Source organism: Minwuia sp., assembly GCF_048007105.1.
In the GTDB taxonomy this organism is placed as follows: domain Bacteria; phylum Pseudomonadota; class Alphaproteobacteria; order Minwuiales; family Minwuiaceae; genus Minwuia.
Genome location: NZ_CP180352.1, coordinates 1537984 through 1561805 on the forward strand (window position 1 = coordinate 1537984; position 23822 = coordinate 1561805).

The window sequence follows — 23822 nt, forward strand, 5'->3', positions numbered from 1 at the left end:
TCGTCCTTATCCCACAGAGCCTTCGAGGCTGATGCCGACCAGTTTCGTGGCCTCGACGGCGAACTCCATCGGCAGTTCGCGCATCACCTCTCGGCAGAAGCCGTTGACGATCAGCGCCACCGCCTCCTCGTCGGAGAGGCCGCGCTGGCGGCAGTAGAAGAGCTGGTCGTCGGAAATCTTCGACGTCGTCGCCTCGTGCTCGACGCGGGCCGAGGCGTTCTTCGATTCGATGTAGGGCACGGTGTGCGCGCCGCAGGTGTCGCCGATCAGCAGCGAGTCGCACTGCGTGTAGTTGCGCGCACCCTCGGCGCCCGGCTGGATGCGCACCAGCCCGCGATAGGTCTGCTGCGCCTTGCCGGCCGAAATGCCCTTGGAGATGATCATCGACTTGGTGTTCTTGCCGATGTGGATCATCTTGGTGCCGGTGTCGGCCTGCTGGCGGTTGTTGGTGATGGCGACCGAGTAGAACTCGCCCACCGAATTGTCGCCCTGCAGGATGCAGCTCGGATACTTCCAGGTGATCGCCGAGCCGGTCTCGACCTGGGTCCAGGAGATCTTGGAATTGCGGCCGCGGCAGGCGCCCCGCTTGGTGACGAAGTTGTAGATGCCGCCCTTGCCGTCCTCGTCGCCCGGATACCAGTTCTGGACCGTGGAATACTTGATTTCGGCGTCGTCCAGCGCGATCAGCTCGACCACCGCGGCGTGCAGCTGGTTCTCGTCGCGCATCGGCGCAGTGCAGCCTTCCAGATAGCTGACGTAGGAACCCTCGTCGGCGATGATCAGCGTGCGCTCGAACTGGCCGGTGTTTTCCTGGTTGATGCGGAAATAGGTGCTGAGCTCCATCGGGCAGCGGACGCCCTTGGGGATGTAGACGAAGCTGCCGTCGGTGAAGACGGCCGAGTTCAGGCAGGCATGCTTGTTGTCCGCGGGCGGCACGACCGAGCCGAGATACTTCTTCACCAGCTCGGGATGCGTCTTCACGGCCTCGGAGATCGGGCAGAAGACGATGCCCTTCTCCTCGAGCTGCTTCTTGTAGGTGGTGCCGACGGAGACGCTGTCGAAGACCGCGTCGACGGCCACCTTCGGCGCGCCCTCGACGCCGGCGAGCACTTCCTGCTCACGCAGCGGGATGCCGAGCTTCTCGTAGGTTTCCAGCAGCTTGGGGTCGACCTCGTCCAGGCTCTTCGGCTTGTCCTGGGATTTCGGCGCCGCGTAGTAGTAGGCGTCCTGATAGTCGATCTGCGGGAAGTCGACATAGGCCCATCCCGGCTCCGGCATCTTCAGCCAGCGGTGATAGGCCTTCAGCCGCCATTCCAGCAACCAGTCAGGCTCTTCCTTCTTGGCCGAGATCAGGCGGATGATGTCCTCGTCCAGCCCCTTCGGCGCCAGCTCCATGTCGATGTCGGTGGAGAAGCCGTATTTGTAGCGCTCGCCCAAGCTCTGGACCTGCTTGACGGTTTCGGCGGTTGCAGCCATCAGGCGTGCTCCTCTGTCGCGAGTTCTTTCGGCGCCGGGAATGTCATCGGCTGCAGGGCCATGTCGGCCAGGCTCACCCCCTCCAGCGCCGTGCGAATTGCACTGTTAACTTTATTCCAGTTACCACGCATGCCGCAGAGCGATTCAACGGTGCAGTTGTCGTCGGCCCCATCGACGCAGGCGGTCAGGGCGATCGGCCCTTCCAGCGCCTCGACCACCTCGGCGACGGAGATGTCGTCGGGCGCCCGGTCGATGACGTAGCCGCCATTGACGCCGCGGATGGAGGTCAGGAGGCCGCCGCGGGTCAGTTCCTTCAGCAGCTTCGCCACAGTCGGCTGGGCGACGCCGGTATCGTCGGCGATCTGGCTGGCGGCGAACACGCGGCCCGGTGTCTGACCCATGTGGACCATCATCACCACCGCGTAGTCGGTCATTTTGCTCAGCCGCATCATGGTGTTAAGAGTGACTCTCAGATATAGAACCGTTCCAGTCCTCTATCTATCGGGTTCAGCCGATAAATCAAGATGATTCCGGTCCTGTTTCCCGGACAAGCCCGCCATCGATCATGTTCACGAGCGCCCGGTCCAGGTCGGCGGCGAGCGTGTCTCCGGGCGTTTCCGGGAATGCCTCGGCGAACAGGTCGAGCAGTTCGTCCCGATCCGCAGGCGTGTCCAGCGCATTCCAGATGGCGGCCGCCATGGGGTCGAGATGCCAGATCTCCCCTGTTGCTGCGCGCACCAGAAACAGGTCGCCGTCCATTTCTGTCACCGACAGCTCCTCGCCGCGCGCCAGCCGTGTCATGACGTGCTCCAGCGGCGATGGATCAGGGCCGCGGCCTCGAAGCTGTCGCCATAACGGATGATGTGGCGTTCGGCGGCGGTGCAGAGTTCACGCAGCCGCTCCAGCAGGCCGACAGGGCCCAGATGCGGCGCGAAGGTGCAGCCTGCCAGCCGCATCACTGTCTCGCCGAGCGGGGCGTCCGCGATGTCGGTCTTCAGCCCATCGTCCCGGTCCAGCAGAAGGATCCGGCGGATCGGCAGCGCGGCGCCATGGGCGGCGCTCTCCGCCGGTTGAAGCGCGACGTAGCGCATGCCGCCTTCCGACAATCCTTCGCGCCGGGCAATGAAGTCGAGGAACGGGGTCGGCGCTTTCGGCGGTGGCGGCCAGCGAAGTTTCGCCGGAGCCCGAGCGCCGTTCCGCTGAAGCCACCGTCCTTGTTCTCGACTGGCAGCCGGTCGTCGCACCAGACGCGGTGACCGAGCGCGGCCAGCGCCAGTGTCAGTGTGGACTTCCCCGCCATCATGTCCCCGGCGAGCACCGTCAAGCCGTCCTCCGTCTCGACCGCGCCGGCATGCAGTGCGATCGAGCCGGGCGAGGCCGCGACGAAGCTGTGGATCAGACAGCCGATCAGCCCGTTGCCTGCGCCCAGGCCGGGGTCGAAGACGAAATCGGGGGCGTCATAGTTCGACGAGACGAAACGCCAGCCGCCCGGATCGGGGGCGACGGTGACCTCGCCGATGGGATCGCCGCCATCGGCCTCCGGCCAGTCCGGCGCCTGCGCGCGGAAGGCTTGCAACAAATCAGGCGTCAGTCCGGTGACCTCGACGGGTCCGGCGGGGGTGGCGAACGCGATATCCGGCACCGCCCGGCACCTTACCGCTTGCCGCGGCGCGGGGCCTTGGGCGGTGTCAGAGTGGGCGGCATGTTGCCAGCCGCGATCTCCTTCAGCAGCCGCACCTGCCTGGGCAGCGTGTCCTTCAGCGCGTATTTCTTCAGGACGACATCGCGGGCCGCGCTGCGAAGCGGCGCCAGCTTCTCGCGGTTGTCGAGCGCCTCGGCGATGCGCTCGGCCAGCTGGTCCACATCGAAGAAATCGACCAGCAGGCCCTGCTTGCCATCCTTGATCACCTCCCGCACCGGCTCGGTGTCGGAGGAGACGATCAGACAGCCAGCGGCCATGCTCTCGATCAGCGACCACGACAGCACGAACGGCACGGTCATGTAGACATGCGCATGGCTCGCCTGCAGCACCTTCAGATAGTCGCCATAGGGCAGCAGCCCGGTGAAGTGGATGCGCGACGGGTCCAGCTCCGTCTCCTCCAGCATCTTCTGCTTGAAGGTCTTGCCGTCCGGCAGCTTGCGGCCATAGGCGACGCGGTCCTGACCGACGATGACGGCGTGCATGTCCGGCCGCGTCTTCTGCAGCCTCGCCACCGCCTCGACGAATTGCGGGAAGCCGCGATAGGGCTCCATCCCGCGGGTGGCGTAGGTGACGATCTCCTTCGCGCCTGAGAGGTCGAGATCGCCGACCTTCATCACCGCGTCCGGGTCGGGCTTGAAGAAGTCGGTGTCGACGCCGTCATGCAGCACGGTCAGCTTGTTGTGGAAGATCTTCGGGAACTGGTCGCGCTGGAAGATGGTCGGACACAGGCCCCAGTCGCAATGCGCCAGATCCATCAGAATGGCCGCGTTCCGGGTGCGGATGCGGCATTCGTCGTCGTGGGAGATCTCGTTGTCCGGCAGGTAGTCCGCATCGGTGCCGTGCGCGTGGTAGTACCATTCGAAGTAGGAAATCAGCTTCGTGTCGGGGAAGGCGTCCTTGACGTAGAGCGTCGGGCCCCAGCCTGAATGGCCGCAGACCAGATCGGGCGCGAAACCACGCTTCTTCAGTTCCATGCACATGCGGTAGACGGCCTGGCCGTTCAGAACCGCCGATTCCAGATTCCGGACATAGTGGTGGGTTTCCTGCCGCACCTCGCGCGACGGTTTGTAATAGGCCTTGGCGACCCCGGGGATCTCCCCGTTCTTCGCCTGCGTCCCGAAGACGAGCTGGTGTCCGCCCTCCTGCGCCAGGCGCGTCGCCACGTGCCGGTACTGTGCCGGGAAGTTGTTGTGAAGAAAGAGAACCCGCATGAAACCCTCGCGCTACGCTCGCCGCCCCGTCATGGGATAAGGCCATCGGAGCCGAGGTCAATGGCGGAAAGCGCGCGTTAACCGAAATTCAAACGCTGGCGTGACAGTATCTCGTGCAGACCGCGAATATCGACCCGCTCATTTCAATCGGAGACCGGCGCAGCATGGAAGCGCGCATCGACCAGGAGAACCGCCTCGTAGACTTCGTGGAGCGTCTGGAACGTCACGCCGACGGGCGGACGGCGCTGCACATGCACTATTCGCGGTTGAAGCCGGCGAACCGCACCGAACGGCAGCTGCGCATGGCCGCGGCGACCTTCACGGCTGCGATCAAGCGGTTCGACGCCTACCTGTTCGAACTGGACAATGGCGATCAGGTGCTGATCTCCAAGGGCGCGTCCTATGCGGACCTGGAACCCGAGATCGAGAAGCTGAAGCATCTCTTCGCGTCAGGCGATCCTGTGATGCAGGACGAGGGCCGGCTGATCTCCTTCTACGATCTGTCCGCCGACTATGCGGAATTCCTTTCCATTGCACGGCGGTTGAAGGAGATCGCGCTGCAGAAGCGTCAGATCGAACTCCGCCGCGCCGCCGAGAGCCCGCAGCCGCAGCGCAAGAAGTCGCTCGTGCCGCTGCGTCCGGAGAATCTCGGCCGTCTGGTCGAGCAGCTGGCCTCGATGGACATCTCCTCGCTGCTGCGGCGGCAGCCTGTCTGCGCCCTGACCGCCGACAACGAGGCGCGTCCGGTCTTCAACGAGCTCTTCGTCTCCATCGCCGATCTGCGCAAGCAGGTCATGCCGACGGTCGATCTGGCTGCGAGCGCACCGCTCTTCAGCTATCTGACGCAGTATCTGGACCAGCGCATCCTTCGCGCCATGCCCGATATCGAGGCGTCGATCCCGCTGTCGACGTCGATCAACATCAATGTCGAGACGGTGATGTCGCCGCAGTTCCTGGAGTTCGATCAGAAGCTGCGCGCCGTGACCCGCAAGACCGTGGTGCTCGAGTTCCAGCCGGCCGACCTGTTCGCGGATTTCTCCGGCTTCGCCTTCGCGCGTGATTTCGTGCGCGACCGCGGTTACCGGGTCTGTCTCGATGGTGTCACCAATCTGACGGCGCCGCTGATCGAGAAGAAGATGCTGAAGCTCGATCTCCAGAAGCTGGTCTGGACCCCGGACACCTGGGATTCGAAGGGGCCGCAGCACGAGCATCTGGTCAAGGCCGTGCAGCATATCGGGCCGACCCGGATCGTGCTCTGCCGCTGCGACGACCACCGCGCGGTGGATTACGGCCGCAGCCTGGGCATCAACCTCTATCAGGGCCGCCACATCGACGCGCTGCTGACCGCCCAGGCGCGAAACGCCAGGGTCGCCTGACCGTCGTGGGGAAAGCCGTCTAGCGCGGCGAACGCTTGGCCAGGATGCGCTGCAGCGTCCGGCGGTGCATGTTCAGCCGCCGCGCCGTCTCCGAGACATTGCGTCCGCAGAGTTCGTAGACCCGCTGGATATGCTCCCAGCGGACCCGGTCGGCCGACATCGGGTTCTCCGGCGGCGCGGGACGTTCGCCATCGATCACCAGCAGCGCCTTGGCGACATCGTCGGCGTCGGCCGGCTTGGCGAGATAGTCGATCGCGCCTTCCTTCACCGCCGCGACGGCCGTGGCGATGTTGCCGTAGCCGGTCAGCATCACGACGCGCGCTTCCGGCCGGACCTCGTGCAGGACCGAGACGATGTCGAGGCCGTTGCCGTCCTCCAGCCTGAGATCGACCACGGCGAAGGCGGGATGGATCTCCCGCACCAGCGCCATGCCTTCCTCGACGGATTCCGCGGCCTCGACGTCGAAGCCGCGCTTCTCCATGGCGCGCGCCAGGCGCTGCCGGAACGGGCGGTCGTCGTCGATGATCAGCAGCGAACGGTCGTCGAGGGTTTCCAGATCGATCTGCCCGGTTTCGCCGGAAGGTGTCTGGTCAGTCATGCTACAGGGTCCTTTGTTGGTTCTTCTTGTTGGCTCAGGCGCCGCCGAGGCCTGGCGAGTCGCGAGATGGGTCAATAATGCCACGCGGCCAGTGAATGGCAACGCGGGCGCCTGCAATGCGGTTATTCTCGCTCCGGTTTGCGAATTGCACCCTCGCGCCCGAGTATTCAAGTAGAGTCTTGGAAATAAACACGCCCAGCCCCATGCCGCCGGTCTCCGGCCGAGAGGTCCTGTAGGGCTCGCCGAGGGTCTTCAGCACGTCCAGTGGGATGCCCGGACCGTCGTCGTCGACGAACACCGTGATCTCCGGCTGGTCCCAGTAGATTTCGACCCGGACGCCGCTTCTTGCGAAGTCCATCGCGTTCTCGACGAAGTTCGACAGACCGTGCAGGACTTCCGGGCTGCGGTAGACGGTCGGCGGATGGCCGGTCTGCGGCAGCACCTCGATGCGGGCGCCGAAGGCCCGGTAGGGCTCCACCGCTGCCTCGACCAGCCCTGTCAGCGTGGTCAGCTTGAAGGCGTCGTCGCCATCGCCCGGCGAGTGGGAAAGCTCCTTCAGGATGCCCCGGCAGCGTTCGGCCTGGGTGACCAGAAGCTCCAGATCCTCGCGGTATTCGAAGTCCTCCGGCATGTCGCGCGCCATCTCCTTGGCCACCAGATGGATGGTGCCGAGCGGCGTGCCCAGTTCGTGCGCCGCCGAGGCCGCCAGCCCGCCGACGGCGCTGAGCTGCTGGGCCCGCGCCAGGGCCTCGTGTGTCGCCATCAGCGCATCCGACATGCGCCGCGTCTCGAAGGCGACACGGCCGGCATAGACCGACATGAAGACAATCCCCAGCGCCAGACCGGTCCAGATCGCGCTGCGGTAGAGCACCGGCAGGTCCAGCCGGTCCGGCGCCCAGGGCAGCGGCAGGTGCCAGAAGGCCAGCAGGATCGAGAACAGCAGCGCCAGCGCGCCGAGCAGGAATGTGCTGCCGGCGGACAGGATCGTCGCGGAGATCACCACCGGCACCAGAATCAGGATCGCGAAAGGGTTGGTCAGTCCGCCGGTCATGTAGAGCAGCGCGCAGAGCTGCAGCAGGTCGTAGGCCAGGAACAGCGTCGCGCCCCGGTTCGAAAGGCGCGCCGTGGTCGGGTACTGGATCGCGAGAATGCCGTTCAGCACCGCCGAGGCGAGGACGGTGATGGCGCAGGGCAGAATGGGCAGTTCGAAGCCGAGCCCGTACCGCACCAGCAGAAGCGAGAACATCTGCCCGATAACGGCGATCCAGCGCACCACGACCAGCGTGCGCAGCCTGACGCGTCCGGGGCTGGCGGAGCCGGGCCCGGACGAGGCGACGAAAAGATCTTCCTCTTCCAGCAGGTGTCGAGCCATGCGGCTTCGATAACGGCCAAAGCTGCGCCAGTCACGCCGAAAGCGCTGCCGGTTGGATTGTCGTGCCGGGATAAGTAATGTCCGCCCGTTGCGCCGGCCGTCACCCGCCGCCGCTACGGATCAGTTGAAACTTCCTCGATGTCGGCATGACCCAGATCCCGCTTCCGGAAAGGCACGACCGCGCCGCGCTGGCGGTGGAGGCGGCGATCGTCCTTGCCGTCTTCGGCCTGATGGCGCTGATCGGCCCGTTCGGCACGTTCGGCGAGCTGTCGGGGCTGGAGCGCGTGCAGTACTGGGGCTTCATCGTCATCGTGAACTGGCTGCAGCTCCGGCTGATCCAGCTGGCGCTGGTGCAGCTGTTCACCTGGGACCGCTTCTGGGTGGTCAATCTCGGCGCGTCCTTCCTGGGCGCAGTGCCCGCGACCTTCGAGGTGCTGTGGCTGGAAAGCCGGTTCCGGCCGCATGTCATGGACGAGATCGGTTTCCTCTCCCTCTATCCGCAGGTGCTGGTTCTCTGCGCCGCGGTGATGGTGCCTGTCAGCTGGTACTTCATCCGCCGCCGCCGCGATGAGGACGCGATCGATGCGGCCGCCTCCGCGACGGAAGGGCAGGCCTCGGGGGAAGCCTTCTTCCGGCGCGTGCCCGTCGCGCTCGGGCGCGATCTCTATGCGCTGCAAGCTGAGGACCACTACATCCGCGTCCATACCGCAACCGGGAGCGATCTGATCCTGCACCGCATGAGCGACGCCATCGCCGAACTGGACGGCCTGGATGGCCTGCAGGTTCACCGTTCCTGGTGGGTGGCGCGGGCCGGTCTGGCCGATGTCGTCCGCCGCGACCGCAAGGTCTTCCTGAAGCTGAAGAACGGCGTCGAGGCGCCGGTCAGCCGCACCTTCATGTCCGGCGTGCGCGATGCGGGGTGGCTGGCATGAAGCGCATCGCCCCCCGCCGCCTCCGGGAGAGCCGGTTCTGGGAGACAGTCGGGCTTGCCGACATGACGAACGAACAGTGGGAGGCGCTGTGCGACGGCTGCGGCAAGTGCTGCCTCTACAAGCTGCAGGACATCGACACCGACGAGATCGTCTTCACCAATGTCGCCTGCCGCCTGCTGGACTGCCACAGCTGCCGATGCAGCGACTATCCGAACCGCTTCGAGAAGGTAGAGGACTGTATATCGCTGGGTCCCGAGAACGTCGGGGAACTGCAATGGCTTCCCTCGACCTGTGCATACAGGTTATTGGATGAAGGAGGGGAATTACCGGAATGGCATCCCCTGATCACCGGCGACGCGAACAGTGTCCATCGTGCCGGGATCTCCGTCCGCGGCCGGGTCGTGACCGAGGACGAGGCGGATGCCGATCTGGAAAACCACGTGCTGGACGGGGAGCCTTGAGCATGATCGCACGTGAGGGGGTCTGGGCGGCATCGGTCACGCCGTTCAATGCGGATCTGTCGATCGATTTCGGTGCGCTGTGCGCCCATGTCGACTGGCTGCTGGAGAACGGATGCGACGGCGTCGCGCTGATGGGCACCACCGGCGAGGGCACGTCCGTCGGCGTCAACGAGCGGCTGGCCCTGATCGAGGAACTTGAGGGGCGCTGGCCCGAGGACCGCATCATGCTTGGCGTCGGGACGCCTGCCGTTCCGGACACGGTCAACCTGATCCTGAAGGCGATCGACCACGAATTCGGCAACGTGCTGATGCTGCCGCCCTACTATTTCAAGAACCCGCCGGACGACGGACTGTTCCAGACCGTGGTCGAGATCGTGCGCCGTCTGGGGCGCGAGATGCCGAAAATCCACATGTACGACTTCCCCCAGATGGTCGGATTCCCGCTCAGCGCGGGGGTGCTGGCGCGGATGAATGACGCCTGGCCGGACATTGTGGTCGGCATGAAGGACTCCTCGGGCGACTTCGACAAGATGTCGAGCGTCCTGTCCCGCATCCCGAAGTTCCGGGTCTATGCCGGGACCGAGGAACTGCTGGTTCCGATCCGACTGAAGGGCGGCGCCGGCTGCATCTCGGCCACCGTCAACGTTACCAGCCAGCAGGCGGGCCGCGTCTGGGCCGCGCTGCAGGACGGCGACGTCAAGCAGGCCGAGATCGAGCAGACCAAGCTGACCACACAGCGTCTGGCGCTGCAGAACTGGCCGATGGTGCCTGGCGTGAAGGCGGTGCTGCGGAAGTATTTCCCCGACCGCATGAACCGGATGATCCGTCCGCCGCTGCTGGCGCTCTCCGACCTCGACCGGGAACGCCTGTTCAAGGCGCTTGACGAGATCGCCTTCGAGATCGAGGGAATCTAGAACGAGCGGCGCCCGTCTGATCGGGACCGATCAGACAGGCTTCACAACGCGCACAAGGATCGGCCAGGACGGTTCCGCCCTAGTCGGGCGCCTTTCCGGTCCAGGCGGTCCGGTCGATATCCAGATCCGGGAAGTCGTCGGGATTGAATACCGGCCGCTCCACACCTGCCTTCAGCTGCTCCCGGAAGTCCTTCAGGATGCGCAGGCAGGTCGGCAGCAGCATCATGATGACGATCAGGTTGACCAGCGCGAGCAGGCCCATCGCGGGATCCGAGAAGAAGAACACCGCCGTCGCGCCCGGCGCCGTCGCGCCCAGGAAGACGATCGCCATCACCACCACCCGCAGGCCGTTCAGCGCCAGCGGATGCTTGGTCATCACGCTGAGCGCGTTCTCGCCCAGGTAGTAGTTGTAGATGATCGAGCTGAAGGCGAAGAGCAGGATGATGAAGGTCAGGAAATACTGGGTCCATTCGCCGAGGTGCGAGACCAGCGACTGCTGGGTCAGCACGATGCCGTCGATGGCCTCGTTGCCCGGCACATAGACATCGCTCAGCAGGATCACCAGCGCCGTGCAGGTGCAGATGATGATCGTGTCGATGAACACCGAGAAGGACTGGGTGATGCCCTGGCTGACCGGGTGGCGGACGTCGGCGGTCGCGGCCACGTTCGGGGCCGAGCCGAGGCCGGCCTCATTGGAGAACAGGCCGCGCCTGAGACCGTTGGCAATGGCCGCACCCATGCCGCCGCCGACCGCCTCCTCGAAGCCGAAGGCATTGGCGAAGATGCTGGCGAAGACGCCCGGAACGTCGCCGATGTTGATCAGGATGACCACGATGGCCATCAGGATGTAGGCGACCGCCATCACCGGGATGACGATGTCGGCGACCTTGGCGATGCGGTGGATGCCGCCGAAGACCACGAAGCCGGCGACGATCGTCAACAGGCCACCGGTGATGAAGCGGGAGAGGCCGAGGCTTTCCTCGGCGGCGCCGGCGACGGTGTTGCCCTGGAAGGCATTGAAGCCGATGGCGAAGGAAGCGATCAGGCAGACCGCGTAGACCACCGCCAGCCAGCGGTAGTGCTCGCCGAGGCCGTGCAGGATCGAGCGCGCCGGCCCGCCGCGGAAGTCGCCGTTCTCCTGGCGGCGCTTGTAGAGCTGCGCCAGAGAGCATTCGACCAGGCTGGTGGCCATGCCGACCAGCGCGATGGCCCACATCCAGAACACCGCGCCGGGGCCGCCCAGCGTGACGGCGACCGCGACACCGGCGATGTTGCCGCCGCCGACGCGGCCGCCGACCGAGATCAGCAGCGCCTGCCGGGCCGAAATCGCATTGGGATCACCGCTCTGGTTCTTCGATGACAGCACACGGAACATCCGGCGGAAGAACTGGATCTGGACGAAGCCGGTCAGCAGTGTGATGGCGACACCGAAGACGACGAGAAGGGGGATCAGGGACCAGCCCCAGGTGAGGTCGCCGATGATGCCGAAGAAGGATTCAAGCAATGCCATGGCACTGTTCCCTTGTTTTGTTGTTCGGCAGGCATGCCCCCGGAAATCGGTCGTTTTCCGGGAGCTTGCGCCTCATGCTGCACCATCCGTGCTGCAAGTGCGAGAATTATTGCAATCTTGTAAAAGTCGGGGTTGTGCCGCGTGGCCGGCGCGCTGGCGGGCCATGCAGACGCAACATCCCGCTGGCCTTGTGCGGTGCAATACGCCATAAACCGCGCAGATTTCCGCGAACCTTATGAAGAGGGACCGATGCCCGACACAGCGCCGGCGATTGATTCCGCCCCCGAAGAACTGATCCTTTCCGACCTGATGGACCTGACGCTGAAGGCGGTCGATTCCGCCGACCGCTACAAGCAGGTCGCCATTTCCTGCGTTGCCGACATGGTGCGCGGCGACGAGGGCCGGATCAATGCCGGCAAGCTGGAGGCGCAGCAGTTCGCCGCCCACGGCCTCGCCTGGATCGCGACCTATGTCGAGGCGCTGCGCGAACTGCGCAACTGGGCCGGCCGTCTGGAAGAGGAAGGCAAGCTGGGCGAGCTGGAGCGCCTGATCCTGCAGGCCGGCTTCGGCGAATATCTCGCCCAGATCGGCAACGGCATCCCGATGAACCAGCAGGAAGTCGTCCGCCCGCAGGATCTGGGCATCCAGATGCGCTCGGTCGAGAAGTTCGCCATCCGCGCTGTCCGCAAGCTGATCTTCGCCGGCAACACGCCGGCGGTCCGGGCCCGCATCGCGCAGCTGATCGAGGATTCGCTGAGCACCGGCAATTTCGGCGAGCTGGGTCTGGACGAGACATTCGCCATGATCCGTGACCAGTTCCGCCGCTTCGCCGACGAGAAGGTCGCGCCGCACGCCCACAAGTGGCACCTCGACAACGAACTCATCCCGATGGATGTGGTCCGGGAGATGAGCGAGCTCGGCGTCTTCGGCCTGACGGTGCCGGAAGAGTTCGGCGGACTGGGTCTCGGCAAGATGTCCATGTGCGTGGTCTCCGAGGAACTGTCACGCGGTTATATCGGCGTCGGTTCGCTGGGCACCCGCTCCGAGATCGCGGCCGAACTGCTTCTGACCGGCGGCACCCAGGAGCAGAAGGAAACCTGGTTGCCGAAGATCTGCTCCGGCGAGATCCTGCCGACCGCGGTCTTCACCGAGCCGAACACGGGCTCCGACCTCGCCTCGCTGCGCACCCGCGCGGTGAAGGACGGCGATGTCTACAAGATCACCGGCAACAAGACCTGGATCACCCACGCGGCCCGTGCCGATGTGATGACCCTGCTGGCGCGCACCAATCCGGACGAGCCGGGCTATCGCGGCCTGTCGATGTTCCTGGCCGAAAAGCCCCGCGGCGATGACGGCAACCTGTTCCCGGCCGAGGGCATGTCCGGCGGCGAGATCGAGGTGCTCGGCTATCGCGGCATGCGCGAATACGAACTGGGCTTCGACGGCTTCGAGGTGAAGGCCGAGAACCTGCTCGGCGGCGAGGAAGGCAACGGCTTCAAGCAGCTGATGGCGACCTTCGAGAGCGCCCGCATCCAGACCGCCGCACGTGCCGTCGGCGTCGCCCAGAACGCGCTGGAGACGGGCATGCGCTACGCCCGCGACCGCCAGCAGTTCGGCAAGTCGATCTACGAGTTCCCGCGTGTGCACGGCAAGGTCGCCTGGGCCGCCGTCGAGACCATGATGGCGCGCCAGCTGACCTACTATTCCGCCCGCGCCAAGGACGAGGGCCGGCGCTGCGATCTGGAGGCCGGCATGGCGAAGCTGCTCGGCGCCCGCGTGGCCTGGGCCAATGCTGACAATGCGCTGCAGAGCCATGGCGGCAACGGTTTCGCGCTGGAATACGAGATCAGCCGCATCCTCTGCGACGCCCGCATCCTCAACATCTTCGAGGGCGCCGGCGAGATCCAGGCGCAGGTCATCGCCCGCCGCCTGCTCGAAGGCGCGAACTGAGCGGGGTCATTTGCCCCTGACCTGTTGCCCTCGGGCCTGACCCGAGGGCCTCAGCTCGCCGCCTCTGAGGCGGTCGCGATCTCAGGTCCCCGGGTCAAGCCCGGGGACGGCAGCTCTGATCACGTCCTCACGGATCGAAGGACGGCCGGCCGTTCAGCGTGTCGACGTCGAAGCCGGCGGTCGTCTTGTAGCGGGCAGCGATGTCCGCCAGTTCGGCTGGGTCCATCACATCGTGGATGTCCCTGAACCCGTCCGGCGCGCGTTCCTCGACCATCTGCATGCCCTGTTCGGGGCCGTTGCCGCGGTTGGCGAGGACGATGGCCGAAGTCGGCGGGCGCCGTTCGGCGTCATAGGCCGCCAGAGCTGCCACCGGGTCCGCATCGCGGGCCAGATGCATCGCCAGCACCCGTGCGTCGAGGATGGCCTGTGACGCCCCGTTGGAGCCGATCGGGTACATGGCGTGCGCGGCGTCGCCCATCAGCGTCACCCGATCGAAGCTCCAGCGCCCGACCGGATCCCGGTCAACCATCGGGTATTCGTAAATCTCGTTCGCGCCCCGGATGATGTCCGGAACCTTCAGCCAGCCGAAGTCCCAGCTCTCGAAGGCGGGCAGGAAGTCCTCGATCCTGCCGGGCCGGTTCCAGTCCTCGCGCCGCCAGGGCGGGTCGGTCGGAAACCGGATCTCGGCGATCCAGTTGATCAGCGCCCGGCCGGCGTCGTGCAGATACTTCGAGATCGGATAGCAGACGAACTTCTGGTTGGCGTGGCCGGCCATGACCATCGAGCGGCCGGTGAGATAGGGTTCGCCCGTCGTGGTCGCCCGCCACAGCACGCAGCCGTTCCAGATCGGCGCGCCCTCATCGGGGTAGAAGTGCCGCCGCACCGTCGAATGGATGCCGTCCGCGCCGATCAGCACGCTGCCTCGGACCGGGCCGCGCGTCTCCCCGGTCGTCCGGCTGCGGAAATGTGCGGTCACGCCTCCGCCGTCCTGGTCGAAGCCCGTGAGTTCGTGATCGGTCAGAATGGCGTCCTTGCCCAACCGTTCGGCGACGGCATCGCGCAGGATCATCTGCAGCGCGCCGCGGCTGATCGAGAATTGCGGCCAGCGGTATCCGGCATCCTTGCCGCGCGCCTCGCGCCAGATCTGCTGACCGTGCCGGTTGGCGTAGATCAGTTCCGCCGTCGGGATGGCGGTCGCCGCCAGCTCGTCCTGAAGGCCCAGTTCGGTCAGTTCGCGAACGGCGTGAGGCAGCAGGTTGATGCCGACGCCCAGCGCGCGGATCTCGGGCACGGCCTCGTAGACGCGGCAGGCGATGCCGGCGCGGTGCAGCGACAGCGCCGCCGTCAGCCCGCCGATGCCGCCGCCTGCGATGATCACCGTCATGGCTTCGTCTCTCCCCCTTTTGCCGCCGGCCTGTCCGCCCCGAACAGCGCCTCCGCCGGCATCCAGCCGGCGCGGCCGTCGATGCTCAGCCGGCACCAGCCATTCTCGCAGACCTCCAGCGTGCCGATAACCCTGCGTTCGGCGTAGAGCAGGACATCGCTGCCGGGGCGCGGCTCCCGCAGCAGCGGTTCCAGGTCCCGTTGCACCATGGCGGTCCGGCGGCCGGAGAGAAGGCTCTTGTGCAGCCAGCCGGTCTCGCCCCAGGGATCGCGCACGGCGCGCCAGTGACCGTGCTCGTCATGGATCTCCACCGGCAGCAGGCGGCGCTGGTAGACCCAGCGGATGGGGTAGTCCCTGCCAGGGCCGGAACGCAGGTTCGCCGTGCTCGACTTGAGCGAGACGAAGCGCGGCATCGGCAGGCCGGTCTCCGGGCCTTCCACGGCATGCAGCGGGGAGCCGGCGGCGAGCAGCAGCGCCGCCAGCGCTAGAGTGACGAACCGCCTCATTCCTTGCCGGATTCGCCCTTCAGCCGGTTCGCCAGCTTCCGCGTCACGCGCCCGGCGATCTCCGCGCGGGTCGCGCCTTCGCCGGCCTCGCTCTGGGCCGTCTCGATTTCCTTGTCCAGTTCGCTCCGATGCCGGCGCACGGTCTCGCCGGCCTCCCGGGCCGCCTTGCGGGCGGCGGGCATGGCCGTGTCCCGGGCGAAGCCGGTCGCCTTGGCGCGCATTTCCGGGTCGGAGGCGACGCGCCGCGCGGCCTCCATGAGAAGGGTTCGGATCAGGGGCATCTCGCACCTTTGCGGACGGGGGATTCCGATGCCGGAGAGTAACGCAATTCAGCGAAAATCGAACCCTCCGGAATTCGTCATTGATTTGCAGGCTTCGGGTTCAAACATCAGCCCAAGCCGTTATATAGCCTTTAACATTGGATAATCCGCGCGGCCGGCGGGGGACGCTCCCCTCCAATAAGAGCAACAGGGAACAAGAAGCGCCCATGATGTACTTGATGGTTGCCGCCGGCCTCATCCTTCTCCTGATCGGAGGCGAGGCACTGGTCCGGGCGGCGGTGGCCCTCGCGGAAAAGCTGGGTGTCTCGAAACTGGTGATCGGCCTGACCGTTGTCGCTTTCGGCACCTCGGCGCCTGAACTGCTTGTCTGCATCCAGGCCGTTCTGGAGGACGCGCCCGCCATCGCCATCGGCAATGTCGTCGGCTCCAACATCGCCAACGTCCTGCTTGTCGTCGGCGCGCCGGCGATGATCGCGCCCTTCTTCTGCGAGCGGTCGACGATGATGCGGGAAGGGCTGGCCATGGTCGGCGCGACCGGCATCTTCATGGTATTGGCGGCGCTGCAGATCATCGATTTCTGGCCCGGCCTGGGCATGCTGCTGCTGCTCTGCCTCTTCCTCTATTCGGCTTACCGCTCGGCGCGCCGTTCGGGATCGGGGTCGATCGCCGATGAGGTCGACGAACTGAGTGAGGGCGTGCCCCAGAATCTGGTGGCGCTGATCGCGCTGCTGGCCGTCGGTCTCGTCGGCCTGGTGATCGGCTCCACCCTGCTGGTCGACGGCGCGCGTGAGATCGCGCTCTCCTTCGGCCTCAGCGAGACCGCCATCGGCATCACGCTGGTGGCGCTCGGCACATCGCTGCCCGAGTTGGCGACGTCACTGGTCGCCGCGGTTCGCCGCCATGGCGACGTCGCCATCGGCAATGTCATCGGCTCGAACCTGTTCAACATCCTCGGCATCATGGGCATCACGGCGATGGTCCGGCACGTCCCGGTGCCCGAGCAGGTCCTGCACTTCGACATCTGGGTGATGCTGGCGGCCGCGCTCGTGCTGTTCCCGCTCGCCTTTATGAAACTGCCGGTCGGTCGGGTTGCCGGGTTCGCGCTGCTGGCCGCCTATGTCGCCTATGTTGCGGCGCAGTTCGCCGGCATATCGGGCATGCCCGTCGATCAGATGGCGTCGATCCGGTGACCTCCGTGCGCCGTGGACCCGCGCTGATCACGGGCGGCGCGAAGCGTATCGGCCGCGCCATCGCGCTGCGGTTGGCGGGTGACGGCCATCCGGTGGTGATCCACTACAACGGATCGGCCGACGCCGCCGAGGCCACCGCCGGCGAGGCGCGAGCGTCCGGCGTCGCCGCGGCGACGGTTCAGGCCGATCTGACCGACCATGACGCCGTGCTGAAGATCCTGCCCCGGGCGGCAGAGGCCATTGGTGCGCCGTTGGAGGTGCTGGTCAACAACGCCTCCCTGTTCGAGAACGACCGCATTTCCACGGTGACGCAGCAGAGCTTCGACCGGCACATGGCGGTCAACCTGCGCGCGCCGCTGTTCCTGATCCAGCAGTTCGCGGCGGCCCTGCCCGAGGACGTCCAGGGCGCGGTTGTGAACCTGCTGGACATGCGGGTCTGGAAGCCGCTGCCGGGATTCGTGTCCTACACGGCCAGCCGCGCCGGCCTGGAGATGCTGACCCGGACCATGGCCATGGCGCTGGCGCCGCGCATCCGCGTCAACGCCATCGGGCCGGGGCCGGTGCTGGCGAATGAGCGGCAATCGGAAGAGCAGTTCCGCAGGCAGTGGCGCTCGACGCCGCTGCAGCGCGGGGCCGAACCCGAGGAAATTGCGGCGGCGGTCCGCTTCCTTCTGGATGCGCCTGCGATGACCGGTCAGATGATCGCGCTGGACGGCGGGCAGCACCTTCCGTGGCCGCCGGAGCCGCCCGGCCTCGACGGTTGACGCACCGTCGCTGGGACGCCGCGGGGAATTTTCAAGTCCGCTGCCGCCGCTCAGGACCGCGCTTACTGCCTTGTCCGCGTTGCAGAAATATGAAGGTGCGAAAAAATCCTCGGTTCTGACGGATTCAGTGTTAACTCATGGCGTTCGCCGTTCACACCCGGCGGCGCATTTGCCGGAGTCCCGCAGAAACCCTGTTGTTACAGATATATGGAGCTTTCTTTTCAATCGGACACCGGATTTCATAAATAAAAACAATCTATTAGCTCAATTGCACAATTTTTAGGCAACCTAATGAATCCCCAATGGAATCTGTGACCTAGGGACGCCCATCCAGAAGCTTGCACAGGTTTATCCACAGGAGTCGGGGATTTTGATTCGATGTGAAATCAACCGACGGGCGGGCGCGGCGGAAGGCCGCGGAATGGCTGGCCTGCCGCTACTTTGAACCGGTCAACGGAAGCCGGGAATCCATTCCGCCAGGGCCTGACCGATCTCGTTGGGGCTGTCTTCCTGGATGAAGTGGCTTCCCTTCACCGTGATCTCGGTCTGGTTCTTCCAGGTGCGGCAGAAGTCGCGCATGCGGCCGGTGAGGATCGCACCCGGCTCGGCGTTGACGAAAAGCTTCGGCAGATCGGTCTCCTTCAGCCAGTCGGCATAGTCCGAGGCGATGGCGACAACGTCCTCGGGTTCCCCCGCGATCGGGATCTGGCGCGGCCAGGTGAGTGTTGGACGGCGGTCTTCCCCGGCCTCGGCAAAGGGACGGCGGTAGACCGCCATTTCCTCTTCGGTCATCTCGCGCAGCACCGAACCCGGCAGGACACGTTCGACGAAGATGTTCTTCTCCAGCACCATTCCTTCGCCGGCCTCCGAACGGAAGCCCTGGAAGACCGGGGCCGCCTTGCCGAAATCCTCCCAGCTCGGGATCGGCATGACGATCGCTTCCATGTAGCAGATGCCCTGCACGCCTTCGCGGTGCCGGTTGGCCCAGTCGAAGCCGAGGCCGGAACCCCAGTCGTGGATCACCAGCACGGCGTTCTCAGTCACGCCCAGCGCCTCGAGGATGCCGTCCAGATACTGCCGGTGCTCGACGAAGCGGTACCGGTCGGGACCGCTGTCGGGCAGCTTCTCGGAATCGCCCATGCCGATCAGATCCGGCGCGATGCAGCGGCCCAGATGCGCCACGTGGGGCATGATGTTGCGCCACAGATAGGACGATGTCGGGTTGCCGTGCAGGAAGACGATGGGATCGCCCTCGCCCATCTCGACATAGGCCATCTTCCGGCCGTGGACCTCGACGGACTTCTTCGGATGTTCGGCGGCAGAGATGGGCATGGGTCAGACTCCCCTGAAGTTCGGCTTGCGCTTTTCGAAGAACGCTTGCAGGCCTTCCTGCGCGTCGTGATTGCGGGCGCGTTCGGCGATTGTCCGCGCCTCCAGCGTCATCTGCGATTCCAGCGTTTCGGCGAAGGTGCCGGCGAGGAGCTTCTTCACGCCGCCATAGGCCGAGGTCGGGCCGGCGGCGAACTGCGCCGCCAGCTTGCCGGCTTCCGCCATCAACTCGCCGTCGGGCACCACGCGGTCGATCAGGTCGTAGCCCAGCGCCTCTTCCGCCGAGAGCCGGCGGTTGGTCAGCATCAGTTCCTTGGCGCGGCGCAGCCCGATCAGGCGTGGCAGGAAGTAGCTCGATGACCCGTCCGGCGTGAGCCCGGCGGCGGTGTAGGCCATGGCGAACTTTGCGGATGCGGCGGCCAGCACCAGGTCGCAGCTGGCGGCGAGGCTCATGCCGCCACCGGCCGCCGTGCCGTTGACTGCGCAGATCACCGGCGCGTTCATGCGGTTGAAGATGGAAATCGCGCCGTGGAAGTTCTTGGTCATGCCCGACAGCAGGGTGCCGACCCTGTCGCCGGATTCGATGAAGGCGCCCAGATCGCCGCCGACGCAGAACATCTTCCCCGCCCCGGTCAGGATGACAGCGCGGATGGCGTCGTTCTGATCGCATTCGGTCGCGGCGGCGAAGAGGTCCTCCATCATCGCCAGATTGCAGGCATTACCCTCGTCCGGCCGGTTCAGGGTGATCGTGGCGACCCCGTCGGCGACGTCGAACAGCAGCGTATCGAATTTCATTGATCCCTCCCCGGATGCCCGCTCAAGGATGGGACCCTGCCGCGGCAGGTCAAGCCGGACGGACGTCCGAAATGAAAAAGGGCGGATGCGCGAGGAGGGGAAGCGCATCCGCCCGAGGGTGCCGGATCAAGGGGGAGGGGTCCGGCTGGGGAAGGGGTGTGTCGACTACATCGCGCCCACGGCCAGCGAGCTGCGGTAGCCGGTAAATTCGCCGGTCGGGTCCTGCACGATGGTCTGCGCCGCGCGGGGCGCGTAGACCTGCTCCTTCGCGTTCGCGAAGTCCGAGCCATTGTGCTGCGGGGTGGCCGACGCCACGCTCAGTCCGACGAACAGGGCTCCTGCAAGAACCCAGATGCCAAGATGCTGTTCAACGATCCGTCTCATTTCTCTGCCTCGTTTCCTGACTGCCGGCGCCCCGGCTGTCTGAAATCCAACGTGAGCCGGATATGGCAATCTCATATAAACAATCAAGATATATCGAGACGATATATATGCTATTTTTCCGAAAATTGGCGGCAATCGGATACCCGCGCTTAACCTTTGCCTTGGTCCGTGATCGGGCGCAGGATTGCGGGAAGGGGCAGCAGGGGAGGCAGCCATGACCATTCTCGCAGGGGGCGCCGCCGGCGTTTTCCGGCTGAATTCCGCGGATCCGGCGCAGGTGCTCCAGACCCGCCACGTGCGTGAACTGGTGCAGACGGACGGGCGCATCCATGCCGGGGCCGAGGACGGTCACTACTATTCCGATGACGATGGTGTGAACTGGCAGGCGAGCGATCTGCGGGGTCTGCAGGTCTGGCAGATCCGGGCCGCCGCCGATGGCGCGCTCTACGCAGGCACGCAGCCGGCGCATCTGTTCCGGAGCACCGATGGCGGCCTGCACTGGACCGAGGTCGAGAGCTTCTCCGCCGCGCCGGAAGCTGCGCGCTGGGGCATTCCGCTGGACCCGCCAATCCCGGGCCGGGCGCGGGCCATGGTGATCGACGCCGACGATCCGCTGCATCTGCGCATCGGGGTCGAGGTCGGCGGCATCATGACCAGCACCGATGGCGGCCGGACCTGGACCATGGATCTGCCCGGCGACAATCCCGACCTGCACATGATGTTCGCGCACCCGGCGGACCCGGACGTACTCTACGCTTCGACCGGTTACGGGCGCCCGGACGGCATCGCCGAGATGGTCGAGGGCAATGCCGGCGTCTTCCGTTCCGACGACCGCGGCCGGACCTGGACCTATGCCTGGAAGGGGATCACGCCCCGCTATTCCCGGCCGATGTGCATCGATCCGCGCACGCCCTACGGGCTGACGGTGGCCAGCGCGCCAACGGCCTTCTCCAGCTACAAGGACGAGGGCGGCGCGCACGCCATGCTCTACCGGTCCGAGGATGGCGGCGAGAGCTGGCGCTCGCTCTGCGATGCCGCCCATGCGCCGTCGGCGGCCAATTTCCATGGCCTCAATGTCGATCCGGAGGCGCCCGGCGGGGTGATTGTCGGCACCGACACCGGCGAGGTCTGGCGGGTCAGCAACGAGGCCGAATGGACGCCCGCCGCATCCGGTCTGCCGCCGGTCTGGTCGATCCTCGCGCCGGCCTAGGCGATCGTCGACAACGCCCGGATCAGCGCCGCCACCTCGGTTTCCGAAAGCCCTGACAGCACCCGTGTCTCATGCGCGCGGATGGCCGCGCGGGCCTCGTCGACGCGTTTCGTTCCCGCCCGGGTGAGCACCAGTTCGTGGCTGCGCCGGTCGGTGGGCGACGGGCGGCGTTCGATCAATCCGTCCCCCTGCAGGCGGTCCAGCACCGCGACCAGCGTCGATCGGTCCACGCCCAGCGCCCGCGCCAGAGCGGATTGGCTGAGGCCCGGATTGCAGGCGATCAGCTCCAGCACGCCGAACTGTCCCGGCGTCACACCCAGCGCGCCGACGCTGTCGGCGAAATCCCTGAAAACCGCAAGCTGCGCGCGGCGCAGGTGATAGCCGACCAGCCCGTCCAGAAGACCGCGGTCCAGTTGCTCGTCCGTCTTGACCATGGGTCAAGTCTGACGCATATTGTTTGGTAACCCAACAATAATTTGCATGTGCAGGGAGCGGAATGAGTTTCACGGTCAGGATCCGGCAGGCGGAGACGCCGATCGCGGTCGAGATGGGCGAGACCATCCTTCAGGCGGCGCTGCGTCAGGGCATCGCCTATCCCTGTGGCTGCCAGTCCGGCAATTGCGGCGCCTGCAAGTCCGACCTGGTCTCGGGCGAGGTCGAGATGGCCGCCTGTTCCGAATACGCCCTCACCGATGCGGAGAAGGCGAAAGGGCTGGTTCTGGCCTGCCGCTCGGTGCCCTGGAGCGATGCCGAGATTGCCTGGCTGGACCAGGACGAGACCGTTTCCCACCCGCTCCGCAAGCTCGACTGCGAAGTGACGGCGGTGACGCCGCTGACCCATGACATCAACGAGGTCCGCCTGAAGATCATCGCCGGCGGACCGTTCGACTTCTCGCCGGCCAGTATGCGAGCGTCCGCTTCGCCGGCCAGCCGCCGCGCGACTACTCTATGGCCAACGCACCGGACGAGACGGAGCTTGTCTTCCATGTCCGCGATTCCGGCGCAGGCGGCGTCAGCGCCTTTGTTGCCAACGAACTGACCGCGGGGTCGAAGGTCCGGGTCGAAGGGCCGCTTGGCATCTCCTATCTGCGCGAAACCCATACCGGGCCGATCCTCGCCATCGCAGGCGGGTCCGGGCTGGCGCCGATCCGCTCGATCGTGAAGCGCGCTCTGGATGCCGGGATGGGACAGCCCATCCGCATCTATGCCGGCGTCCGCGACGAGCGGGACGTCTATCTGGAAGACAAACTGCAGGCGCTGGCGGCGGCGCATGACAATGTCACGCTGACGGTGGCGCTGTCGGAACCGTCCGGCGACACCGCGCGGCGGACCGGCCTGATGATGGACGTGCTGCGCGCCGATCTGATGCGGGAGTTTCCGCTGGACGGCTGGAAGGCCTATCTCGCCGGGCCGCCGGTCATGGTCGAGAGTTCCGTCGAGGCGCTGGTCGACATGGGCATGTCCGAGAAGGACTGCCACGCCGATGCGTTCTACACGGCCGCCGAACTGGCCGAACGGGAGGGGGACGCCGCATGAGCGGATTGCTGGAAGGCCGCGGGGCCATCGTCACGGGCGGCGCCCGGGGCATCGGTCTTGCCATCTCGAAGGCGCTGGCGGAGGCCGGCGCAAAGGTGCTGATCGCCGATCATGGCGGTGAGATCAACGGCGACGGCGCCGATCCGACCGTCGCCGAGAAGGCTGCGGCCGGTATCGGCAATGGCGCTGTTGCCTTTATCGGTTCGGTCGCCAGCCCGTCGGCGGCGAAGACCATGGTCGACCGCGCGGTCTCGGAGCTGGGCGGCCTGGACATCGTGGTCAACAATGCCGCGATCCTGCGCGACGCCTTCATCTTCAAGGGCGATCCGGCGGACTGGGAAGCGGTGATCCGCACGAACCTGTCCGCCGCGTACTACCTGCTGAACGCCGCGTCGCCGGTGCTCCGCGACAACGCCAAGGCGAAACGCGGCGGTGGCGAGTCCTATGACTGGGGCCGCATCGTCAACATCGTCTCGACCGCCGGTCTCTACGGCAATTTCGGGCAGTCGCCCTATGCCTCGGCCAAGGCGGGGCTGGTCGGCCTGACCCGCGTCGTGGCGATGGATCTCGCGCGCTCCGGCATCACCGCGAACGCGCTTGCGCCCTTCGCGCGGACCCGGGTCACCGACATCATCCCGCCGGCCAATGACGCGCAGGCGAGCTACAAGGAGCGGGCGATGAAGCTGGATCCGGCCCATGTCGCCACCGCTGTCGCCTGGCTCTGCTCACCGGCGGCGCAGGACGTTTCCGGCCAGCTCTTCGGCGTGCGCGGGCGCGAGGTCTTCCTGTTCTCACAGCCGCGCCCCATCGGCCGCGTCGTCAACGAGAGCGCCGACTGGACGCCCGAGACCCTGGCCGAGGCCGCCGGGGCCTTTGCCGGCGACTACACCCCGCTCGAGACCGATCTCGAGGCCTTCAACACTGAACCCTGCGTCTAGGAG

Annotated in this window: 26 protein-coding genes and 1 pseudogene; 11 read left to right on the forward strand and 16 right to left on the reverse strand. The window is 66.0% G+C overall.

Going from position 1 to position 23822, the window contains the following annotated elements; genetic code table 11:
• Positions 1-6: 6 nt before the first annotated feature.
• From sufB to ACMVY4_RS07380, 6 genes are all read right to left on the reverse strand, one after another.
• A complete protein-coding gene (gene sufB, locus ACMVY4_RS07355; protein WP_416899517.1) occupies positions 7-1476 on the reverse strand; it encodes a Fe-S cluster assembly protein SufB in 1470 nt (489 codons plus the stop codon).
• On the reverse strand, positions 1476-1928 hold the full coding sequence (locus tag ACMVY4_RS07360; protein WP_416899518.1) for an SUF system Fe-S cluster assembly regulator: 453 nt from the start codon (positions 1926-1928) through the stop codon (positions 1476-1478). Before ACMVY4_RS07360 ends, sufB begins: the two co-directional genes overlap by 1 nt.
• Before the next feature lie 67 nt (positions 1929-1995).
• Entirely contained in the window at positions 1996-2277 is a 282-nt protein-coding gene (locus tag ACMVY4_RS07365; protein ID WP_416899519.1) for a PqqD family protein, read from the reverse strand.
• On the reverse strand, positions 2274-2432 hold the full coding sequence (locus ACMVY4_RS07370) for a hypothetical protein (RefSeq protein WP_416899520.1): 159 nt from the start codon (positions 2430-2432) through the stop codon (positions 2274-2276). The genes ACMVY4_RS07365 and ACMVY4_RS07370 overlap by 4 nt, the downstream gene beginning before the upstream one ends.
• A 38-nt stretch (positions 2433-2470) precedes the next feature.
• Positions 2471-3118, reverse strand: a complete 648-nt coding sequence (locus ACMVY4_RS07375) for a hypothetical protein (protein ID WP_416899521.1) — start codon at positions 3116-3118, stop codon at positions 2471-2473.
• 11 nt (positions 3119-3129) lie between these two features.
• Entirely contained in the window at positions 3130-4389 is a 1260-nt protein-coding gene (locus tag ACMVY4_RS07380) for a glycosyltransferase family 4 protein (protein WP_416899522.1), read from the reverse strand.
• Between the two features lie 164 nt (positions 4390-4553).
• Here ACMVY4_RS07380 and ACMVY4_RS07385 point away from each other — a divergent pair, with 164 nt between their 5' ends.
• Positions 4554-5765: a hypothetical protein gene (locus tag ACMVY4_RS07385; protein WP_416899523.1), complete on the forward strand. Its 1212-nt coding sequence runs from the start codon at positions 4554-4556 to the stop codon at positions 5763-5765.
• A 19-nt stretch (positions 5766-5784) separates the two neighbouring features.
• Here ACMVY4_RS07385 and ACMVY4_RS07390 read toward each other — a convergent pair whose 3' ends face one another.
• Together ACMVY4_RS07390 and ACMVY4_RS07395 are read right to left on the reverse strand one after the other, a co-directional pair.
• On the reverse strand, positions 5785-6363 hold the full coding sequence (locus ACMVY4_RS07390) for an ActR/PrrA/RegA family redox response regulator transcription factor (protein ID WP_416899524.1): 579 nt from the start codon (positions 6361-6363) through the stop codon (positions 5785-5787).
• A 34-nt stretch (positions 6364-6397) separates the two neighbouring features.
• Entirely contained in the window at positions 6398-7735 is a 1338-nt protein-coding gene (locus ACMVY4_RS07395) for an ActS/PrrB/RegB family redox-sensitive histidine kinase (protein WP_416899525.1), read from the reverse strand.
• Positions 7736-7881: 146 nt separating this feature from the next.
• Here ACMVY4_RS07395 and ACMVY4_RS07400 point away from each other — a divergent pair, with 146 nt between their 5' ends.
• From ACMVY4_RS07400 to ACMVY4_RS07410, 3 genes are read left to right on the forward strand one after another with little or no spacing between them, the layout of a single operon-like run.
• Complete coding sequence (locus tag ACMVY4_RS07400; RefSeq protein WP_416899526.1) at positions 7882-8667, forward strand: LytTR family DNA-binding domain-containing protein; 786 nt, start codon at positions 7882-7884, stop codon at positions 8665-8667.
• On the forward strand, positions 8664-9128 hold the full coding sequence (locus ACMVY4_RS07405) for a YcgN family cysteine cluster protein (RefSeq protein ID WP_416899527.1): 465 nt from the start codon (positions 8664-8666) through the stop codon (positions 9126-9128). Before ACMVY4_RS07400 ends, ACMVY4_RS07405 begins: the two co-directional genes overlap by 4 nt.
• 2 nt (positions 9129-9130) lie before the next feature.
• Positions 9131-10042, forward strand: coding sequence for a dihydrodipicolinate synthase family protein (locus ACMVY4_RS07410; RefSeq protein WP_416899528.1), 912 nt, complete (start codon positions 9131-9133; stop codon positions 10040-10042).
• A gap of 79 nt (positions 10043-10121) precedes the next feature.
• Here ACMVY4_RS07410 and ACMVY4_RS07415 read toward each other — a convergent pair whose 3' ends face one another.
• Positions 10122-11552: an alanine/glycine:cation symporter family protein gene (locus tag ACMVY4_RS07415; RefSeq protein ID WP_416899529.1), complete on the reverse strand. Its 1431-nt coding sequence runs from the start codon at positions 11550-11552 to the stop codon at positions 10122-10124.
• Between the two features lie 249 nt (positions 11553-11801).
• Here ACMVY4_RS07415 and ACMVY4_RS07420 point away from each other — a divergent pair, with 249 nt between their 5' ends.
• The gene (locus tag ACMVY4_RS07420) at positions 11802-13502 is read left to right on the forward strand and encodes an acyl-CoA dehydrogenase family protein (protein WP_416899530.1); all 1701 of its coding nucleotides are present in this window, start codon (positions 11802-11804) and stop codon (positions 13500-13502) included.
• A gap of 127 nt (positions 13503-13629) precedes the next feature.
• On the opposite strand, the gene ACMVY4_RS07425 is transcribed toward ACMVY4_RS07420, so the two are convergent.
• From ACMVY4_RS07425 to ACMVY4_RS07435, 3 genes are read right to left on the reverse strand one after another with little or no spacing between them, the layout of a single operon-like run.
• Complete coding sequence (locus ACMVY4_RS07425) at positions 13630-14886, reverse strand: flavin-dependent oxidoreductase (protein ID WP_416899531.1); 1257 nt, start codon at positions 14884-14886, stop codon at positions 13630-13632.
• On the reverse strand, positions 14883-15392 hold the full coding sequence (locus tag ACMVY4_RS07430; RefSeq protein WP_416899532.1) for an SH3 domain-containing protein: 510 nt from the start codon (positions 15390-15392) through the stop codon (positions 14883-14885). The genes ACMVY4_RS07425 and ACMVY4_RS07430 overlap by 4 nt, the downstream gene beginning before the upstream one ends.
• Positions 15389-15673, reverse strand: a complete 285-nt coding sequence (locus ACMVY4_RS07435) for a hypothetical protein (RefSeq protein WP_416899533.1) — start codon at positions 15671-15673, stop codon at positions 15389-15391. The genes ACMVY4_RS07430 and ACMVY4_RS07435 overlap by 4 nt, the downstream gene beginning before the upstream one ends.
• Positions 15674-15879: 206 nt before the next feature.
• Here ACMVY4_RS07435 and ACMVY4_RS07440 point away from each other — a divergent pair, with 206 nt between their 5' ends.
• Both ACMVY4_RS07440 and ACMVY4_RS07445 read left to right on the forward strand, forming a co-directional pair.
• Positions 15880-16863, forward strand: a complete 984-nt coding sequence (locus tag ACMVY4_RS07440; RefSeq protein WP_416899534.1) for a calcium/sodium antiporter — start codon at positions 15880-15882, stop codon at positions 16861-16863.
• The gene (locus ACMVY4_RS07445) at positions 16860-17627 is read left to right on the forward strand and encodes an SDR family oxidoreductase (protein WP_416899535.1); all 768 of its coding nucleotides are present in this window, start codon (positions 16860-16862) and stop codon (positions 17625-17627) included. The genes ACMVY4_RS07440 and ACMVY4_RS07445 overlap by 4 nt, the downstream gene beginning before the upstream one ends.
• 450 nt (positions 17628-18077) lie before the next feature.
• On the opposite strand, the gene ACMVY4_RS07450 is transcribed toward ACMVY4_RS07445, so the two are convergent.
• The 3 genes from ACMVY4_RS07450 to ACMVY4_RS07460 form a co-directional block, all read right to left on the reverse strand.
• Complete coding sequence (locus tag ACMVY4_RS07450) at positions 18078-18959, reverse strand: haloalkane dehalogenase (protein ID WP_416899536.1); 882 nt, start codon at positions 18957-18959, stop codon at positions 18078-18080.
• A 3-nt stretch (positions 18960-18962) separates the two neighbouring features.
• Positions 18963-19751: an enoyl-CoA hydratase/isomerase family protein gene (locus tag ACMVY4_RS07455; RefSeq protein ID WP_416899537.1), complete on the reverse strand. Its 789-nt coding sequence runs from the start codon at positions 19749-19751 to the stop codon at positions 18963-18965.
• Between the two features lie 165 nt (positions 19752-19916).
• Entirely contained in the window at positions 19917-20135 is a 219-nt protein-coding gene (locus ACMVY4_RS07460; RefSeq protein WP_416899538.1) for a hypothetical protein, read from the reverse strand.
• 214 nt (positions 20136-20349) lie between these two features.
• On the opposite strand from ACMVY4_RS07460, the gene ACMVY4_RS07465 reads away from it, so the two are divergent.
• Entirely contained in the window at positions 20350-21345 is a 996-nt protein-coding gene (locus ACMVY4_RS07465) for a WD40/YVTN/BNR-like repeat-containing protein (RefSeq protein WP_416899539.1), read from the forward strand.
• Here ACMVY4_RS07465 and ACMVY4_RS07470 read toward each other — a convergent pair.
• The gene (locus ACMVY4_RS07470; RefSeq protein WP_416899540.1) at positions 21342-21779 is read right to left on the reverse strand and encodes a MarR family winged helix-turn-helix transcriptional regulator; all 438 of its coding nucleotides are present in this window, start codon (positions 21777-21779) and stop codon (positions 21342-21344) included. The genes ACMVY4_RS07465 and ACMVY4_RS07470 overlap by 4 nt on opposite strands.
• Before the next feature lie 113 nt (positions 21780-21892).
• Between ACMVY4_RS07470 and ACMVY4_RS07475 the strand changes: the two genes are divergently transcribed.
• From ACMVY4_RS07475 to ACMVY4_RS07485, 3 genes and pseudogenes are all read left to right on the forward strand, one after another.
• The gene (locus ACMVY4_RS07475) at positions 21893-22384 is read left to right on the forward strand and encodes a 2Fe-2S iron-sulfur cluster-binding protein (RefSeq protein WP_416900276.1); all 492 of its coding nucleotides are present in this window, start codon (positions 21893-21895) and stop codon (positions 22382-22384) included.
• Positions 22273-22881: pseudogene (locus tag ACMVY4_RS07480) on the forward strand (oxidoreductase); the annotation flags it as partial. The gene ACMVY4_RS07475 and the pseudogene ACMVY4_RS07480, both read left to right, overlap by 112 nt.
• A complete protein-coding gene (locus ACMVY4_RS07485) occupies positions 22878-23819 on the forward strand; it encodes an SDR family NAD(P)-dependent oxidoreductase (RefSeq protein ID WP_416899541.1) in 942 nt (313 codons plus the stop codon). The pseudogene ACMVY4_RS07480 and the gene ACMVY4_RS07485, both read left to right, overlap by 4 nt.
• The last annotated feature ends 3 nt before the right edge of the window (positions 23820-23822 follow it).